Source organism: Proteus vulgaris (assembly GCF_011045815.1).
Lineage (GTDB): Bacteria > Pseudomonadota > Gammaproteobacteria > Enterobacterales > Enterobacteriaceae > Proteus > Proteus vulgaris_B.
Window position 1 is genome coordinate 3,665,408 of sequence record NZ_CP047344.1, and the last position, 18,457, is coordinate 3,683,864.

An 18,457-nucleotide genomic window follows, 5' to 3' on the forward strand; every position below is an offset into this window, starting at 1 on the left:
ATGATCTTATTGTTCCACCCGCTTGATACATAGCTATCCGTTGCCTCTTACTTAATTCTTACTCGGTCGCCAGCTTTGACCGCAGCAATCAGCTGCTCTCTTAAAGCGGCAAGATAGGCATCAACTTCGGCTTCACTTTCAATGAATCCGGTTGTTACTGACTTAGCCATGGCATCGGTTGAGTTAATCGTTACGGTACGTTTTGCAACCGGCTGTGGCTGCACTGGTTCAGAGGCTGGCTCAGGTGCTGGAGCTGCTTTACCGGCTTTCGCTGCTTCCTCTTCGCGTGTCTGCTGTTCGAGTTCACGACGTCTTCGCTCAGCTTCAGCTTTTTTGCGTTGATCTTCGATAAAGCCATTCAGCAACTCATAAGCTTCGTCCTCGTAACCTTCCGCTTCAGTTTGCTCACTGATAATTTGTGGTATTGAAGAGGTTGCTTCAATGCGCTGTCTGCACATTTGTAACGGGCGCAGTGCTTGGTTCTGTAATTCAGACGGTGCATGAGCTTCAGCTAGCGCTTCTTTTACACGTCCGATGCGCAGATCAACACGCTCTAAGGCATGAGTGCGTTTTTCTTCAACCAATGTTGAGTTAACTTTTGCCACCTGCTCGATAAGCGGATTAATGTGGCGCAGCTGCTCATACGGTGAGGGCATATTGTAAATGCGTTCTAATTCAGTGAGCGCTTTTAATGCTTCACTGTCTTTTTCTAACGCAGGTCTATTGGCCTTAAACTTCTCGTTCAATGCGCCAGCAAGGGCTTGCCAAGTTTGAAATTGGCTATTGTAGAAGTCATCAAGATCCTCAAAGTCCTCAGCAAACTCTTCAAGGGCATCAGCGTCTTCTAAGAATCGGGTGATAAGGGCGAAGCTTGAAGTTTGCTCAAGAATACCCGCGACCAATGCAAGACCCTCGTCAATTTGAGATTTACCTGGGAAATGGCCTGTCTGTGACTTGGTTCTGAATGATTTAAGCTTTTCATTCCAAGCCAGTAATTCATCGCGCACTAATTCGTAGAGCTCCTTTTCACCAGAGCCGGTAAAGGTTTTTGAAAAGATCTCTTTAACAAGACCAGCAGCCTTTTTGATTTGGCGCTCGTCATGTTGCCTGATTTTATGTACACGGATCTCACCGCGTTTACGCACGCTGGTAAACGGCTCGTAAGCTTTTTTCAACGCCAGATCTGTGCCTTGGGTACTAAAAGATAACTTTCCAGCCAAGCCCAGCCTTGCAGTGAGCAATAAGATTTCATTGGCTGGCCAGCCATACGGGCGCTTGCCGAAGTGGGCAACGATGTCACGTAAGTAAACAGGCTCATTACGCTCGACTTTTAGCGTTACGTACTGCTCAACCTCACGCGTAGCTTCTGGGTTACATTCATCCGCTTGAAGATCCAGTCCAATCTGAGCAATATCATCAGCAACAAGAACGGCCTGTAGCTCACGCAAAACTTCACCAGGCGTTGCCTTGAGCATGTTCAATTTAGCGAAGGTATTTTCGATAACGTATTTGTATGCTTCTTCGACGATGGCACTTGGCGTTGCTGATTTCTTCGGCAGTTTTGTGCCGATCGCGTAAACGTCAGCCTCGGCAAACAAAGCTTCAAAATCCGTTCTTAAGCGTTTTTCACGCTCCATATTTTCCATCTGCTTTTCGCGGAGAAGGTGTTCTTGCTCTGGTCGCTGTCCTGAATTTTGTTTTAAGAATCGGTCAGTTTTTATAAAGGTTGTCAGCTCATCCCAAAGACGCTTATGTTCGCCCAGCTTGACGAGCACGCACCCATCAGCCTCAAGCGTATGATTGAGGCACGCTTGATCGTGGGCGTAATTTTCAAAGTGCGAATCCAAAGGTGAAATGACTTTAATGACTAGGTCTTCCAGCGTGGTGCCATCTTTTGGATGACCATTGCAAAAACGGCTCACCGCAAAGTCTTGCTTATTAATCGGGTATCGATAGGTACGATTACCTTTCAAAATACCGTCAAATACGATGGCTGAAAGCTTGCTCGAGACCTCTGACATTTCAACGTCAGTGTGACGGATCTCGTTTTCGATCTCTTTTTCTTCGTTGGTCAGGAAGATAAACTCATCACCATTACGCGCAATCAGCAATTGGCGTTCAAGACGATTCAAGCTCTCTTCAATTTGTTTACGCAGCGCAATTTTATCGGCATCGATTCGATCAATTGACAGCGTCACAAGGTTGTCTAGTGTGCTTTTGACAACGTCCACATAACGGATCAAGAAAAGCGTTTTTAGGATCTTGCCATCGAATTCTGTTAAGGAATCCAACTCACAGGCTTGGTCAATCGTTCGCTTAACCGCTGGCTCCAAAAAGCTTTCAATCGGTGCATAGAAACTATAAAACGGGATTAACACATCAAGGCCAGAGTCCTTCATCTGTTTTGCAGCTGATTGGAAAGCATCAAGTAATGAACGCTCACCCATGGCTAAGTGCTTACCCGTCGCGCCTTTTGTTCGAATTGACTCAAACACTTTTTGAACCAGCGTGTAGTGGTAAGGCACAAACGGATAGTTGTCCACGAAAGACGGAGCGTCGGTGTAGCCCTTTAGAGACGCGGTTGTCGTTTTATCAAATGTCAGCTGGTTACGAAGAATGTCGCCCTTTTCAGCAAAGACATCGATGAGGTATGTACGAGCTTCTTCCGTTTTGGACAACAATCGCTTTTGAATAACTTCCGAGGTATTCGAGCTCGACAGCTGTAAGCGGGTACTAAAACGCCCTTGAATTTTAGAGAAGTCCTCGCCATCACTCTTATCCATACCACCAATGGCAGCATCAATGTCTGCCTGAGAGGTAACAACGACCCAAGCTCTGCCACCACAATATGTGCCAAGATCTTCAGTAATGGTCTGAAGCTTCAACATCATTTGTGTGTTCTTACCGATAAACTGACCGACTTCATCGACTAAGAAAAGAAGGTTACGATCCCCAGTGCGATCTAAGTATTCATTAACCCACTTACAGAAGTTTCGGATATCTAGCGGGAAATTGTTTTCAACCTGCTCAACCCACGCTTTGGCAGACTCTAATGATTGCTCACTGGCATGAGCGAGTGCTTCTGAAAGTTCGTCTCGATAGAAGTCATAGGCGTCACGCTCCTTTTCCCAAGTTGATTGAGTCAACTCAGCAAATTTGTCCTTGAAAGATGCGTATTGATTACGTTTATCAAGCTCGCGTTCTAAGTGCGCAATATGAGGAAAGTCAGCGCAGTATCCTACACGCTCATTAAAGACTTTGAGGAAAACCTTAAGAATGGCATTTTCTCGGTCGTCCGTATTGGCTCGCGAATCGATGTTAAAAAGAATAACATCAGTGTCTTTGGTAACCGCTTTTTGGATGTCCGCCAACAGCATGGCGTCGTTGATTTTGTCTTTGAAAAACTCAAACGCTTGTCGGCCTTGGCCATCTTTTTCAACAGATTTATTCTCAAGCAAATAAGATAAAATTTTCAGGAAGTGCGATTTACCCGAGCCAAAGAAGCCAGAAATCCACACACCAATTTTACCTGACATATCACCGTGGCTTTGCGTCACTGATGGGACGTAAGCCTCAAAAAATGCACGAAAGTGTCTATCTAACTCTCGGGTAACAACATACTCATCAAGCTCGACATACACACTGTCATTGTCTTTTTGTTCCGCTTTAACAACGCCATTAATGTCACGCGTCAACTTCTTGGAAAAAATCTGTTCAATTTTCATTCGGGAGGCTCCCTGCTCTTAAATTTTTTTACCGTCTTCAGGCACAAGTTTGAAGGCGCGATAGTAGTTTTTAGATTCGATCATGCCAAAAGGATGCAAATCCCTTCCGCTATATTCACCCGGATAGAAAAGCACTAATGGCGTGCTCCCCATCACGTCTTGCAGAGCACTAAGTAACTCATGTCCTCGGACAAGAGGCCACGCACTGCCTAAGCCTGACAGCAACACAAACTCAAGTTCTGATGGCTTATATTTGTCCGCGATATACCTTGCCACTTTCTCTTGGCTCAGAGGCCCGGCTAGTGTTTTTCGAAGACCATCAACACCGACTTGCAATTCACGCTGGCAAGCTCGGTCGAAAAGGCCTCGCTCCTCAAGCATATCTATCAAGACTTCAAAAATATTGAGATGGACAAAGCGGTAACCACGCTTGTTGAGTTTTTCGTCAACGTGCTTAAGGTGCTCTCGTACAAGCAGTTCATACTTGGCTGGATAGTCAAATACCCAAAATCCAATTTCATTGCCCAAGCCATCGTTTTTCAAAAACTTAGGGCTTTCAATTCGTTCCTGTATAAGATCAAGCCTGGTCTGGAGAGCCTTCATATTGTGCACTCCATGACCTCAATCAAATCTTCCCGGCCCAGACGAACTAACCAGTCTTTAACTTCTGGCATTAGGTAAACAGGTTGTATTTTCTTTGTCCTGCTATCACTCAGGTAGCCACTATCAACCAATGCCTTAATTGCGTTGTTACCCATTTTTTTGACAGTTGAGTCAGAAAAACCGCCAAGTTCGGCATATGCCCGCACTCTCGTGTCATAAAACTCAGACCATGCATCAGCGGTTAAAGCGGGTTTATAGGTGCGACGAGCCTCGGCTAAGGTATGTCGCATAAAATCAGCGACAACCGGAGAATGAATGAGTAATGACATCATCAGCATTTGGACATAGGCACGTTCACTCGCGGTTAAAAGATCAGTCATAAACTCATCACCCAGGCCTTCAATACGCCAACGGATTGTTCTGGCATAACGAATAGCCGTCTGACCGGATTTTTTCTGAAGAACATTTTGCTCAACGATCAGCGACTTCCACTCATCTTCTGGAAGTTTTTTCAGTAGCGATTCTGCGATTATTCTAGATTCAGTTATCAATAAACTGCTTCCGATAAGATCGCCTAAATATTCTTTTATATTCATAAATTCATCTCACGATTCGCTATATCCAGGAGCGAGTGCAGCATTGTCAACGCCGTATAGTGCTTCTGGATTTTTAAGTGCTAAATGGAACTCTCGCCCATTGCTCTTGCTATTCTTTGAACAATCGATATTCCATAAACGCAGTAAATATCCAGCGAACGCAGCTCTTATCTCTACACGCAACCTATTGTTTTCCATTGCGTAGTCTATCAATACAGCTTCTGGATGTGCTAGTTTTGGATGAGGTATCAGCTCTAGTTCAACGATTCGGTTCCATTGCTTATCCCACTGAAGAGTCTCAACTTCGTCGTTAACCTCATCTTCTAACAACTCAACTTCACTTATTCTGGTTAACACAAAATCCCTAAATTCTCTATGCTTTCTATCGAATGCTCGGACATGCCATCTCAAGCCATTGTCAATCAAGGTATGAGGAACTATTTGCCTGCTCCCATGACCACTCGACAATGAGGTGTACTCAATATTAATCACCGCGCGTTTATGTATGGCTTCACTAACCGCCGCTACCACTTCCAATTTCGGCTTATTGAGATGAAATGGTGCTTCACAAGCCATAGGTGGCCTAACCTTGCCAAGAAAGCCATCACCGAACCCTTGGCTTATCGTCGCAAGCGTTCGAACAATGTCATAATCAAACAACGGCTGGAATGTGCTCGTCTTCAAGTGCACTCTGCGCTTTTCGTCATACATAACGTTGTTAGGAGCCAACGCTTTGTACCGCGCAAAATCTTGTGTTGCCACAGACGGCGCTACGCTAAAGCGCTCGGTTAAATAACTCCGCCCAGCTTCACCTTTAAATAACAAAGTGAAATCAATATGAGCGAGTCGTTCTCTCTGTGCTTGGCTAAGCTCTTCAAGTCCAGTGTTGTCTTGCACTGTCAACCTCTCAATCCATTTGGGACAAGCCCTAATCATCTAAAACTAGGAAGCCATCGATTGAATGCCATCAAGCAACCTACTGTTTTTCATTAGGTTTCATAGTATCAACAAGTCGTCTTGTTGGCTATAAAAATTGGCTTGATATTGTTCGAATGTTTCTTTTCTGGCCTTGATAGAAGCTCACGCTGGAATGCCAACTGACGCAATTCATTCTCTCGAACACGCCTAGCAACTTCTGCCTGGGCTGGTAGCAATGGGAGCATCCCTTCAGCAATCGCGTCTGGGGCAGACTCTTGGCCACAGGACATCAAATGCTTCCATGGATCTTTAAGAAAGCGCTCGAACGTGATGCCAAATTCAATGATGCGGGCAGAGACGAAGATTTCGCCCCAGTATTCAATGTAGGTGTCTTGGTACATGGAAAGATTCCTCTTGTTGGTTAAACCATAAGTTCACTTTCCATTTTCCAGAGGTTTTCAAATATGCAAGGGGCTATGACAAAGCTTTAAATCGATTGCGGGCATCTTTGTAGTCATAGTGGGCATGTTCTGAGCCACGATGATACAAATCATCCAGGTAAGTTTGTTCCTGCGGCAACTCGTCTTCGCTGATTTCGCGCCACCAATGTTTGTTGGCACCTTTAACACCGTCATGCCAGCGGTAACCACGCTCTTTTAAATAGTCCTTTACGTCAAACGGCGCACCAAACGCACGAACTAACACAGTTCGCCTGTCTGCTTCAGACAACAAGTTTGCAACGGACTCGGGCAACAATTGAAACAACCAGGCCATCGCCAAACAATCGGTTGCAGCTCGGTGTCCTTCATAGAACCAACCTAAGCGAAGCAGCAGGTACTCAAGTTTCCGACTTTCAAAGCCCAGTGCTTTCCAATCTATGCCGCTAGCTGAACAGGCCCAAGATAGATGGCCTAATGCGGCAAACCGCTTTTCAAAGAAAGGACGATCAAACTGCGCATTGTGTGCAACCACCAGCGGATCATCGGATAACCAACTCGCTACCAGAGCATCATCAATGCGCTGGCCTTGCACCATCTCATCAGTGATACCGGTTAATTCGGTAATCAGCTCGGGGATTGGCTTGCCGGGATCTTCATACAGGCTGATCACATCAACAATCGACACAATCCGCTGAGCAGAGGGGCTGTAAAGCACCTTAACCATACCAAGCTCAATAATGGACTCGTCATCGGCAGACAGTCCGGTTGTCTCTGTATCGAGCAGCACCATCGGCTGTTCATCACCGACCATAGGAGAAAGTTCAAGTGGCCAGGACTGCGGCTCACGCGTTAAAGGAATGCGTTCCAGCAATCTAAAATCTTCTGGTCTTTCTGGGATATCCGCGAGGCGCTCTAGCGGAAATGGCGCAGGGGCTCTTGTCATTGATGGTTCCTCTTCAATTCTGTTGTTCGCTTTGGGTTATTTCACTGTGCCACAGGTTGTACAAAATGCACCTTGGATACCTCAGCGTTTTTTTAATCTTTCTACTGGGTGAACCCATGTATGAAGGCTTTGGCTAAGCCTTTCAGAAAGCCTTAGCCAAACCGTTTAGGTAACCCTTACCGATACCCTTTACGTATGGCTTAGCCAACCCCTTTTCAAACGGTTGAAAAAGGCTTGAACTGAGTTCGACTGAGCATTTTAAAGATGCTCCTGACTTCGCTTTAAGCCAGTAAATTCAATACGAAGCAGAATTTTACTAACTGTTTTTAAACCCTTTGCAAAGGGTTCAACAAGCCTTGTCTGACGGTTACTTGACCCATGCGTTAACCAGTAGCAGTAACAGGATCAGTAACAGAAACAAGAGCAGTAGGCAGAAGCAGTATTGTCCAAGCCTTGCAGGCTTTGACGAGGGCGAGCTATCCCCACATCTAGTTTTTCAACACAAAAAATAAATCACCGACAACACAGCGTCTTACTCGAACAACACCAGTTTTACCTACAATTTTACTTGTAGAAATCAGCATAGCATTAGATACTGTATAAACAAACAGTATTAATTCTATTTTTTCGAGGTTCGTCATGAGTGTCTCGCTGATAGGCCGTAGCGGCGTACTTGCCTTCATCAAAGCCAAGCGCCTTCGTATTCCATTGTTCATGGAACGTGTTTCTGCTGGTTTTCCCTCACCAGCGCAGGATTATGTTGAGCAAACGCTCGACCTCAACGAGCTGTGCATCAAGCGACCAGCTGCAACATTCTTTGTGCGTGTTGAAGGTGATTCAATGATTGATGCTGGGATTCACCCAGATGATATTTTGGTGGTTGATCGCTCTGTCCAAGCAGAACACGGTGACATTGTCATCGCGGGAATCCATGGTGAACTCACGGTAAAGGAACTTCAACTAAGGCCGTGCGTAAAGCTGATCCCAAGAAACCAGGCGTATGAGCCCATTCATATTCCTGAAGGGACAGAGTTAGAGATATTTGGTGTGGTCACCAATGTGGTGCGAAACATGCGCCGTAAGTCGTGACGATCCCATGCCTGTATTTGCCTTGGTGGACTGCAACAACTTTTACGCCAGTTGTGAGAAGCTGTTTCGTCCTGATTTAAAAGATACACCGGTTGTGGTGCTGTCCAATAACGACGGCTGCGTGGTTGCACGGTCACGTGAAGCTAAGTCACTCGGTATTAAAATGGGCGTACCCGTCTTTCAGATCAAAGCTGAAATGCAGCGCCATGGTATTTTGGCATTCTCGTCCAACTATGCGCTGTACGCAGATTTGAGCAGTCGAGTGATGCGCACTTTGGAAGAGATGGCACCACGAGTAGAGGTTTACTCGATTGACGAAGCGTTTTTGGACTTAACCGGTATTGAGTCTGCCATATCTCTTGTCGAGTTCGGACAACAAGTGCGAGAGCGCATAGGTCACTGGATTGGGATCAGCGTCTGTGTAGGCATTGCACCGACTAAAACACTCGCCAAGCTGGCTAACCATGCCGCTAAGAAATATCCCGCTACTCAAGGGGTTGTAGACCTGACCAATCCAGATCGGCAACGTCGATTGCTCGCATTAGTCCCGGTTGATGATGTTTGGGGCGTTGGTAGGCGGCTTTCTAAGCGATTAAATGCGTTGGGTATCACTACAGCCTTAGACCTAGCCAATGCCTCACCTAGAGCCATCAGAGACCAGTTTTCGGTGGTTTTAGAGAGAACCGTCAGAGAGCTCAATGGTGAGTCGTGCATTGAACTTGAAGAGATCCCGCCAACTAAGAAACAAATTGTCTGTAGCCGTTCATTTGGCGTAAAAGTGACGCACTTTGAATTCTTACGTGAAGCCATATGCGAATACGCAACCCGCGCCACGGAGAAGCTTCGCAAAGAACAGCAGCAAGCCAAAGTGATGACCGTGTTTATACGTACCAGCCCCTTTAAGGACAACGAGCCGCAGTACAGCAACTCTGCATCGGGTGAGTTGCTGATCCCCAGTTGCGATACGCGGGACTTTATCGAGCTGGCCAATCACTTACTCAAGCGGATTTGGAAGGATGGTTTTCGTTATGCCAAAGCGGGCGTCATGCTGTCTGACTTTTACGATCCTGGTATGTTTCAACCAGGACTATTCGATGACGTATCGACCCGCTCTAATAGCCAGCAGTTAATGTCTGTATTGGACACCATTAACCAAAGCGGTGCCGGAAAGGTTTTCTTTGCTGGACAAGGTACGAAGAAAGATTGGTCGATGAAGCGAGAGCATTTATCTCCCGCTTATACAACACGCTGGGACCAATTACCGCGAGTTAAGTAGCGCAGTTAACTCAGTAGGCATTCACTCTGCGACGCAGCATGTTGAGCTTATCAACCTGGCGTCGAATATCACTGAAAAATTCCTCTTTCTCCATAGCCAGCGCTAACTCCCATTCTTTGGCCAAACCTTGGCAGTCCAAAAATGAGTATCTCAGCTTCGTCTTTGAGATACGCAGTCCTTTACTAAAGACTACGCGCTTACCTCGTTGACCGTAAAAGCTGTTGATGTACCACTCTATGCCAAAGCCATACTTAAAGTCTCTGATACGGACACCAAGCAGCCCCCAGTCTTTAAAGGGCTCATTCTCACGAACCTTGTAATGGGTAACCCAAAAGTCATCAACTTCAGCTCTTGCCAGCGCTTTTAGCCTGTCCGTTTCTTGCTGCAATAAATTTGATACTTCTGATTTCCATTGTTCATTGACGATTTCTACCAAACCAATTTCCCCATCCAATTAACCCCAAAAGCCAAAACTACTATCCGTTTGGCTTTTGGATCGAAACGCCAAACGTAAAACTGCCGTAACAATCACTGTTTGGCGTCTCGATATAAATCAACTCGCGCAATCCCATACCTGACAAGGGATACAGCCCGATTTCACATATAAATGCCTGAAAAGACGTATCGCCATGAAGATACAAACCGTTTGGCGAGTTCAGGCCAGAATGCAAACGACGTTTGGCGTCTCGATTTTTTTGGCTCAGTCATCCACCGCCAAACAGAGCCTATTCTCATACTTTTGCGAAAATGCAATAGGCAGATAGATGAAAGGATTTGTCACCTTTCTGCCCACCGCCAGTGCACCGAATCCTGATAATGACATTTGAGTGAACCGCCAGAGCACTTGGAAATGCCCAAGCGTGAACAGCGCGGTTGATTGAAAACCGTTAGAGCACTTTGAGTGCACAGGAGATAAGTATGTTTGTACTAGGCGTAGATATCGGTTACTCAAACCTGAAGCTGGCAATTGGCCAATCAGGTAGTGAACCGAAAACCATTATTCTACCTGCGGGTGCCGGTCCAGCGGATCGTATGCCGGAGCGTATCGGTGGAGGCGATGATGAAACTTGTTTGTATGTCTCTGTCGATAATGAGCGTTGGGCCGCTGGTGTGCCTGCTGGACGCCTTCAAGGTTGGGAACGGGAACTTCACCCAGAATATCCCACCACAAAAACCTATAAGGCGCTTTTTCATGCCGCCTTGTTAATGGCTGAAACTGAGTCCATCGATTTGGTTGTCACTGGATTACCGGTTTCCCAGTTTCATGAACCACAACGTAAGTCTGACCTTGTACAGCGTTTAAAAGGTGTCCATCAAGTGACGCCAAAGCGCAGCATCACCGTTCATGACGTCAAAGTGCTGCCGCAGCCTGCCGGTGCCTATATGGATCTGGTTCAAACAGGTGGTGATTTGGGCTTGATTGAAGAAGGTCGCGTCGTCGTCATAGACCCCGGCTTCTTTTCTGTTGATTGGGTTGCTCTTGAGGCCGGAGAAATTCGCTACAGCTCTTCAGGAACCAGCCTTCAGGCAATGTCCGTGCTACTGGAAACCATTGATAAGCTGATTTCAGAAGATCACGGTGCCAAAGTAGGTATGGATCGACTTGAAAAAGCCATGAGAACAGGCGACTTGCAGGTCCTGCTATTTGGAGAAAAAGTCGATATTTCACCTTATCTGAATGCTGCCATGAAAAAGGTAGCGCCTGTTGCTCTTACAGCCATGCGCCAATCTATGCGCGACGAAAGCATCAATGCGGACTTGGTATTGATCGCCGGAGGTGGAGCCTTGGCTTATAAGGAAGCGGCCAAGGAGATTTTTTCACGAAGCAAAATCATCGTGCCGGAACAGTCTGTTTTGGCGAACGTCCGAGGCTTCTGGTTTTATGGGGCCTGATTATGAGAGTTGTCGTCAACATTCCCCCAGGGAGCCACCCTGAACTACTCAAAGAATTGGAAAAGACGCCGCCACGGGAACGCGCTGAGCGTCTGCGGATGCTGGCCACCTTTGGGTTAATTCACATGAGCCAACCCAATATATCAACGACATCTGCACCGGTGGATGGCCATGCACCAGATGGTGAAATTACTTCTGTCAGTACAGCGCCAGAACCCAAAGCAGAATCACGTAAACAATCATTAAAATCAAAACTAGGGCTGGGCTTATAACATGGCGTTATCAGTTAGCTGGCTCGATGCCAGGTTAAATAAAGAAGCAAAAGAAACCGTAGTAAAAGCCGACCGAGATGGGCTAAGTGCTCGGGTATCGCCCAAGGGCAAAATTGTTTTTCAGTTTCGTTATCGTTTCGATGGCAAGCAACAGCGGGTAGACATAGGTACTTACCCACTTATGAAGCTTGCTGAAGCTAGGAATGAGCTGGATAGGTTAAGGGCTGTACTTGATCAAGGCCGAAACCCTAAGCTCTACCTTCAGCAGGAACGGGCTAAGTATTCTGCCAACCAAAGCTTCGAATCGATTTTTCGAGACTGGATAGACTCTGCCGGTAAGCAAGGATTAAAGGAGAAAACGTGGCACTTCCAAAAACGTAGCAGTGAAATATATTTGCTGCCCAGACTTGGCAAGTACCCATTAACTGACATCAATGAATTGTCCTTAAGAAACTGTCTTCGTGAGGTTTCAGAGTCGTCTCCGTCAAACACAGAGCGCCTAGTGTCTGTACTGCATAAATTCTATGACTGGCTGATTGATGAACAAATCTTGGAAATTAACGCTGCTGCTGGGATCACAGCAAAGAAGGTTGGCGGTAAGAAAGGCAAACGAACTCGGGTGCTAAATGACAACGAGATCAGGATACTTTGGCGCTATTTGCATGAGTCAAAAATCACTGAGAAGAATCGCATCTACATAAAATTGCTTCTGTTATTGGGAGGCCGTAAGGGAGAACTCATTCAAGCTGAAAAGCATCACTTTGACTTGCAATCTGCAATGTGGACAGTGCCCATAGAGATCCGCAAACAAGGTGAGAAAATTGGAGCGCCGATCATGCGGCCATTGATTAAGCCAGCTATTGAGCTGATTGAACTGGCGATGCAGATGAGCAAATCAACCTACTTGTTTCCCGCGAACGGACAAGAAGAGCTTGCCACAAATGGCTTTGATACCACTATTCCTAATAATGTGAAAATCTGGGCTCGCAGATCGCTTGGTGTTGAGATGGAACATTGGTCTATGCATGATCTTCGCAGAACGATGCGAACGCGAATGTCAGCCATCACCACGCAAGAAGTTGCCGAGTTGATGATTGGCCACAGCAAAAAAGGGTTGGATGCTATCTACAACCAATATCAGTACCTGGATGAAATGCGTCATGCTTACGACGTTTGGTATCAACAGCTAGAAACCATCATCGAGCCGACAGGCTTTCCATTCAACTGGCGTTTCGGACAGTAAAATAAAAGAAAGAGGCTCAGTCCTCTTTCTTCTCATACTCCTCCAAGTCTTCAATGTGCCACAGCTTGTTTCGTGTATTTCGGTTGATGCGAGGTTGCGGCAAGCTGCCATCTTTTATTCTTCGCCAGAGAGTCGTATAGCTAATGTGGTAACGAGCCATAACTTCGTAAGACGTTAGAAAAGGGGTTACTTGGTGCGCTACTGCTGTCATCTGCATTCTCCTGAAAATCAATGTTAAGCTATCATCGCCTGATTCATCACTAGTTGATGGTCAGAAAGATGCATGATTTGTTCAGAAGATCAGCCTTATCATGACACCGGTATCATTGTGCAGTTTACCAAATTTCCAGTTTACGGCGAAAAGCGCCGTAAAATCGCATTAAGTTAAACCATCTTTATCGATATGCACGCTCTAGCTACTAGGTATTCAGCGTAGCGGTATGCTTCGTAAGTGCATTTCAATGGCTTCAATGACTGACTTAGTAAGGGGTAAATGCGCTTTTTCTTTCGCCCATACCTCATGGAAGCCTGCTACGGTTTGTTTGGCTGTATCTAACACCAATTTTTCTGGCAACATGGCTTTAGCCGCTAAGTGTGATATCTCATCCAGCGTGAAATCGCTGAATTTCTTGCTACGGCTCACCTTCAGCGATGCACTATCATCGGGGATATAAGGAATGGTTGAAACAAAGTCATAAGCAGGTGCAATAGACGCAGTGCGCTTATCTTTGTAAATCACAGACCAATTCTTCAAATGCATATCGGCATTGCCAATTAGCGTGTTGAACACCAATCGGCGAGTAAATTCTGCAATGTCTTCGTCTTTACCTTCAATGCCGATAACCTGAGCAATATTGCGCATACTGGCTTTTTTGTATTTATCTTGAGGATAGACGCCAAACACTTGCGCAAAATCCTCAATGTGTATCGCTTGGCCATCAACACGATCAAAGCGCTTGATCACAAACGCACTGTCACCATATTTGCCAATGCCTGCTGGAATATTAGCAATCTGGTTAATCGGGAGTAGCTGCGTTTCTGGCACATCCATCCCCAACATGCGAGCCAGTTCCATCATCGAATATTCATTTTCTGGCACAGCGTCAAATCGAGATGACGGCAACTTCACAATCCAAGAGCCACCTTTACCAGTTGCTGGAATGGTCAAGCCGCCGTTAGCCTGTTGCACGGCTGAAAACTTCAACTGCACACCCGCCAATGAGAAGCGCATCGGCGCTTCAATTTTCGTTTCATCGTCAATGCCTTGATGCACATTAGGTGGCAGCGCTTCACCATCCGCCGGTTCAACCGTGATCGCGCCAGCTAAATCCTGCCCTAGCACCCACAATAGAAAAAACTCCCGTGCTGGGTTCACACCAGCACGCTCAGCCAGGTAATTACGCATGGTTTCTTCTGGTAAAAGGTTGGAGAAAAACGGGGTTAACTTAGTTTGGGTAGGTTTGAAGCTAGTCAGCAGGCCACCGAGCGAATCTTTAAAGCCAAGCCCTAACACAGGCCGCGATTCGTCATTAATGTACGAATCCATAAAGGCAAAAAGTGTTCTGTCATTACCCACGTTGGTAATCGTTGCGATCGGTTCACCATAGAGCAACACGTTGAGCGTAGAGACATGGTTAGTCATCGTCGTCTTCCTCTAACTGATACGCGGGCGACATTGGCTCACCCTCATCGCTGATGCCGTTAATACCTTGGCCACTTCGAATGATCGACTTGATGGCAGGTACAGACTTTTTAGGTGCAACCAATAGCTCTAGGTCTAGTACACGGGCAAGTGCAATCAAACTGGATATTCTTAAATCAACACTGCCAGACTCGATTTTCGAAATATGGCTTTGAGGCACACCCGAACGAGCACTTAACTCTCTCTGGCTAAACCCCTTTCGTACCCGAGCTTCTCGAAGACTTTCTAGTATCTGCTCTGTTACATAGCTCATTTCGATACGCCTTAATGCATCACTTAAGAATAATTATATACAAAAACATATCACAGCAACTCAAATAACACAAATTTGATTAGCCATTACATATCAAAAGCCATGACCTGATACATAATTACATATAAGTAGAAGGAGATTTTTGTCATCGACAAAAGAGCGATACTCTCCCTGATAATCGCGAACTGACGCATCAAACTCCCTAAGTACTTTTGTCGCTCAGCCCTTATACAGCAAGGGCTACAGAAGAACTCGCGTCAAATCGCCAGAAGATAAGTGCAACAAAGAGGAAGTTTGTACACAGTTACAGGAAATTTTGTACACACAAGTCGAAAAACAAGTGCAAAATGATGGTGTACACAGCAACTAAATTTGAAGGTAAGTCTGATATCTCAATTAGAAATAACCGTATTGGTTCGCTTCAAGCATCTTCAAAAACAAACACTAAAGCAAAAATTACACCAACAATAAACTCCCTCATTAAATTTTGTAATTTGGTACAGAAGAAAACATTTACCAAAAAAGAGACTCTTTTTAACGGTAGTACTTTTTACGTCAAACCCAGTAACCACAAGGCCTACAGACAGGTTTGTGTCATGGAATTTTCGCCAAAGGCCTCTAAAACGGAATTTGTACTCAAGTTTGTACACACTTTCCGAGGTTACGTTTGAACATCATTGAAAAGCAAATAAACGAGAAAAAGACAAAAAGCCTTTAAATTCAGTACGTAGAGATGTGATTGTGGTGTGCAATGAAAGGTGATTTTAAGCGTTGAAAGGCTGGGCGGCATCAGGGTGAGAAATAATGGCAAAAGTTCTACGACGAGCAACTTCTTGCTGAAAAATAGGATTAGACATCAATGGTGATCTTCTGGTTGATAGACGAGTGAATGTAAAGCACTGATATACTTATATAACTAATAATTAAAGTGACTATAAAGACATTCAACTCGCAAGTTAATCTTAATTGGCGCTTATTTTCGCCTATCTTGTCTGTATAAACAATCAATGGTTACTATTTTATCTGCTTGTGGGTGTGATGCCTAGTGTTTGAAAAAATTAATCATATCTATTGCTTTATAGAGCAACATTGTTTCATTGATACTCACAATAAAACTATTTTACTAAAAATTTTATAAACTGACTTGATGAGCTACTAATAAAGCCAAGAATTAGCCTATTTATTTTCAGCTAAAAGCGGGATTGAATATAACATTTAAAACAAATGCACATTTATTTTAAATTTAATTCTGTATATTTAGAGATAAATCACTTTATTTAAAACAAAATCAAATACTCGATTTACTTATTTTATATATCATTCACTATTTTAACATCGTTATAATCACATTAATCTCACAATGAAAGCATGACAAAAGTGAAATTAACTTGATAAATTTCCATTAAGTGAAAATTAAGATAGCTTTTAAATAAAATTAATAAAAAATAAATTTCAACCATTCTATATAAAATAAAAAAAACGCCCAATACAAGGCGCTTTAAATTTAACTTAGATGAATATTTACTTAGAAAGAAATAGGGTAAGCCATGATAATCGCATCTTCATTTCCCGTCTTTGTTGGGTAATAGTTTTTACGTTTTGAAACGAAATTAAATCCTATAGATTCATAGAGATTGAACGCTTTTTCATTAGATTCTCGCACTTCTAACCATAAGGTAGTGATATTTTTTTTCTCAAGTGTTTCAATCAGTTCCAATAAAAGTGCTTTGCCGTAACCTTTCCCCTGATAATCAGGATGGATTGCGATATTAAAAAGTGTTGCCTCATCTAATATTAATTGCGTAATTGCAAAACCTACAATAATATTATCAATGCAAATTTTCAGATTAAAATAATGACTTCCTTGGTTACTATAAAATGTTTCTTCACTCCAAGGGAATGAATGACTTAATTTTTCTATTTGCCATGCTAAAGGTAAATCAGCAGGGTTTAAGGGTGAAATGGTCTTCATATTGATAGATTTGTTTCCAAAGATCGCGTTTTGCATCGGCATCAAAATATAATTGATGCAATGAAGGGCTTCTCAAAGAAGTATATTCAGAGGGAAGAATGAGATCAGTGCCTAATAACCAACAGGGAAGATCAAATGATTCTGTGAGCATGCTCACATCGTCTGTTGTAATACAATAGATTTCGTTTTTATCTATCCCCATGGCGCTAAAAATATCAGAGAAAAGCCCGTTATTTAGATCAACGGTATCATCAGTAATGATAAGTAAACGTGTTGTATCCGGAAATTGCACAGAATGCTCGCCTTTTAACACAGCAGGCTTACGAAGTACCCACTGACGAATTCCTAGTTGGGATAACATTCTGTCTTTACGGCTCATTATGCTTACCTATCAAGTGTAGAACAACGGTACATAGTATCAGAGGGCATAAACTACGCCAATAAATAGCGTCGGTTTCTTTATATCTGATATCATGCGTCTCATGTTTTTTAAGGAGTAATAATCATAATGTCCTCACTGTCCCCTGCTAGCGAAGTTATTCTTCGTCACCTAGATCATTTCGCAGACAGGCATGTACTTATTGCAGGTGATCTTCAAGATACTTTTGCGGCACAGATCCAGGCGAAAAGTGTCAGAGCATATACAAACCAATATCACCAATGGCTACCATTACTAAAATCAATGGGTGATAATGCACTCTTCGGTTTAGTTGCAGATCAATCCTTTGTGAAATATTGCAATACCTTGATCTATTTTTGGCCTAAAAATAAAAACGAAGCCACTTTCCAACTGCGTAGCCTTTGCTCTAACTTACAAGTGGGTACTGAAATCTTTATCGTTGGTGAAAACCGTAGCGGTGTTAAAAGTGCAACCGAATTAATGAACGGTATCGCTAAACTGAAAAAAATAGATTCAGCGCGCCGTTGTAGCTTATTTTTTGGTACACAAACATATCAAACACTGTTTGACCGTAATAACTGGTGGCAAACCTATCGTCATAACGATTTAACCGTAATGGCATTACCAGGTGTCTTTAGCCAAAATGCATTAGATGAAGGTAGCCGTTTATTACTTTCAACTTTTGATGATGCAATGGTGGGTGATTTACTAGATATGGCGTGCGGTTGTGGTGTTCTCGCTACAGTATTAGGTAAGAAAAATCCAATGCTGAAACTCACCTTGTGTGACGTAAATGCAGCTGCAATTTCTTCAAGTATTGCGACATTAAATGTGAATGAATTAGAAGGCCGAGTGATTGCGAGTAATGTCTATTCTGCCGTTGAAGAAACTTATGATTGGATAATCTCAAATCCACCTTTCCATGATGGTTTAGGTACAAGCTATACCGCGGCTGAAGATATTATTCGTCTTGCACCAAATTACCTAAAAAAAGGTGGTAAATTACGCATTGTAGCGAATTCATTTATCCCTTATCCAGACATACTGGATCATGTATTTGGCTCTCATGAAGTGCTTGCATCAACAGGTAAATTTAAAGTTTATCAAGCCACTAAGAAAGATTAATCACAAG

19 protein-coding genes are annotated in these 18,457 nt (G+C 44.0%); 6 read left to right on the top strand and 13 right to left on the bottom strand.

Features of this window, described 5'->3' with window-relative positions; genetic code table 11:
- Nucleotides 1-47: 47 nt before the first annotated feature.
- The 7 genes from brxC to GTH24_RS22250 form a co-directional block, all read right to left on the bottom strand.
- Nucleotides 48-3,725, bottom strand: coding sequence for a BREX system P-loop protein BrxC (brxC, locus tag GTH24_RS17250; protein ID WP_004249342.1), 3,678 nt, complete (start codon nt 3,723-3,725; stop codon nt 48-50).
- Between the two features lie 18 nt (nt 3,726-3,743).
- Complete coding sequence (locus tag GTH24_RS17255; protein WP_004249341.1) at nt 3,744-4,328, bottom strand: DUF1788 domain-containing protein; 585 nt, start codon at nt 4,326-4,328, stop codon at nt 3,744-3,746.
- The gene (locus GTH24_RS17260) at nt 4,325-4,924 is read right to left on the bottom strand and encodes a DUF1819 family protein (RefSeq protein WP_004249340.1); all 600 of its coding nucleotides are present in this window, start codon (nt 4,922-4,924) and stop codon (nt 4,325-4,327) included. The genes GTH24_RS17255 and GTH24_RS17260 overlap by 4 nt, the downstream gene beginning before the upstream one ends.
- 9 nt (nt 4,925-4,933) lie before the next feature.
- Nucleotides 4,934-5,860 carry a WYL domain-containing protein gene (locus GTH24_RS17265; RefSeq protein ID WP_156868342.1) on the bottom strand — a complete coding sequence of 309 codons (927 nt, stop codon included), beginning with the start codon at nt 5,858-5,860 and terminating at the stop codon, nt 4,934-4,936.
- A gap of 68 nt (nt 5,861-5,928) precedes the next feature.
- On the bottom strand, nt 5,929-6,243 hold the full coding sequence (locus GTH24_RS17270) for a hypothetical protein (protein ID WP_004249337.1): 315 nt from the start codon (nt 6,241-6,243) through the stop codon (nt 5,929-5,931).
- Nucleotides 6,244-6,316: 73 nt separating this feature from the next.
- The gene (locus GTH24_RS17275) at nt 6,317-7,225 is read right to left on the bottom strand and encodes a 3'-5' exonuclease (protein ID WP_004249335.1); all 909 of its coding nucleotides are present in this window, start codon (nt 7,223-7,225) and stop codon (nt 6,317-6,319) included.
- A 488-nt stretch (nt 7,226-7,713) separates the two neighbouring features.
- Entirely contained in the window at nt 7,714-7,866 is a 153-nt protein-coding gene (locus tag GTH24_RS22250) for a hypothetical protein (RefSeq protein ID WP_156868445.1), read from the bottom strand.
- Between GTH24_RS22250 and umuD the strand changes: the two genes are divergently transcribed.
- Both umuD and umuC read left to right on the top strand, forming a co-directional pair.
- Nucleotides 7,865-8,314: a translesion error-prone DNA polymerase V autoproteolytic subunit gene (gene umuD / locus GTH24_RS17285; protein WP_004249334.1), complete on the top strand. Its 450-nt coding sequence runs from the start codon at nt 7,865-7,867 to the stop codon at nt 8,312-8,314. The two genes, GTH24_RS22250 and umuD, sit on opposite strands and share 2 nt — an antisense overlap.
- A 7-nt stretch (nt 8,315-8,321) precedes the next feature.
- On the top strand, nt 8,322-9,590 hold the full coding sequence (gene umuC, locus GTH24_RS17290; protein WP_036973679.1) for a translesion error-prone DNA polymerase V subunit UmuC: 1,269 nt from the start codon (nt 8,322-8,324) through the stop codon (nt 9,588-9,590).
- A 10-nt stretch (nt 9,591-9,600) separates the two neighbouring features.
- Here umuC and mobI read toward each other — a convergent pair whose 3' ends face one another.
- A complete protein-coding gene (gene mobI / locus GTH24_RS17295; protein ID WP_431311716.1) occupies nt 9,601-10,026 on the bottom strand; it encodes a conjugative transfer protein MobI(A/C) in 426 nt (141 codons plus the stop codon).
- 482 nt (nt 10,027-10,508) lie between these two features.
- Between mobI and GTH24_RS17300 the strand changes: the two genes are divergently transcribed.
- Genes GTH24_RS17300 through GTH24_RS17310 form a run of 3 tightly spaced genes read left to right on the top strand, consistent with a single transcriptional unit; the run spans nt 10,509 to nt 12,998 of the window.
- A complete protein-coding gene (locus tag GTH24_RS17300; protein WP_000497807.1) occupies nt 10,509-11,483 on the top strand; it encodes a ParM/StbA family protein in 975 nt (324 codons plus the stop codon).
- A 2-nt stretch (nt 11,484-11,485) separates the two neighbouring features.
- Nucleotides 11,486-11,755 (top strand): hypothetical protein, encoded by a 270-nt coding sequence (locus tag GTH24_RS17305; protein WP_004249313.1) that lies wholly within the window; start codon nt 11,486-11,488, stop codon nt 11,753-11,755.
- 1 nt (nt 11,756) lies between these two features.
- Nucleotides 11,757-12,998, top strand: coding sequence for a tyrosine-type recombinase/integrase (locus GTH24_RS17310; RefSeq protein ID WP_004249312.1), 1,242 nt, complete (start codon nt 11,757-11,759; stop codon nt 12,996-12,998).
- Between the two features lie 16 nt (nt 12,999-13,014).
- On the opposite strand, the gene GTH24_RS17315 is transcribed toward GTH24_RS17310, so the two are convergent.
- From GTH24_RS17315 to GTH24_RS17340, 5 genes are all read right to left on the bottom strand, one after another.
- The gene (locus tag GTH24_RS17315) at nt 13,015-13,209 is read right to left on the bottom strand and encodes a helix-turn-helix transcriptional regulator (RefSeq protein ID WP_000127614.1); all 195 of its coding nucleotides are present in this window, start codon (nt 13,207-13,209) and stop codon (nt 13,015-13,017) included.
- Between the two features lie 216 nt (nt 13,210-13,425).
- The gene (locus tag GTH24_RS17320) at nt 13,426-14,640 is read right to left on the bottom strand and encodes a type II toxin-antitoxin system HipA family toxin (RefSeq protein ID WP_004249310.1); all 1,215 of its coding nucleotides are present in this window, start codon (nt 14,638-14,640) and stop codon (nt 13,426-13,428) included.
- Nucleotides 14,633-14,953, bottom strand: a complete 321-nt coding sequence (locus tag GTH24_RS17325; protein ID WP_000122829.1) for a helix-turn-helix domain-containing protein — start codon at nt 14,951-14,953, stop codon at nt 14,633-14,635. Before GTH24_RS17325 ends, GTH24_RS17320 begins: the two co-directional genes overlap by 8 nt.
- A gap of 1,525 nt (nt 14,954-16,478) precedes the next feature.
- A complete protein-coding gene (gene rimI, locus GTH24_RS17335; protein WP_151436106.1) occupies nt 16,479-16,925 on the bottom strand; it encodes a ribosomal protein S18-alanine N-acetyltransferase in 447 nt (148 codons plus the stop codon).
- Nucleotides 16,894-17,304, bottom strand: a complete 411-nt coding sequence (locus GTH24_RS17340; protein WP_072069009.1) for a DNA polymerase III subunit psi — start codon at nt 17,302-17,304, stop codon at nt 16,894-16,896. Before GTH24_RS17340 ends, rimI begins: the two co-directional genes overlap by 32 nt.
- Before the next feature lie 129 nt (nt 17,305-17,433).
- Here GTH24_RS17340 and rsmC point away from each other — a divergent pair, with 129 nt between their 5' ends.
- The gene (gene rsmC / locus GTH24_RS17345) at nt 17,434-18,450 is read left to right on the top strand and encodes a 16S rRNA (guanine(1207)-N(2))-methyltransferase RsmC (RefSeq protein WP_072069010.1); all 1,017 of its coding nucleotides are present in this window, start codon (nt 17,434-17,436) and stop codon (nt 18,448-18,450) included.
- Nucleotides 18,451-18,457: the final 7 nt, after the last annotated feature.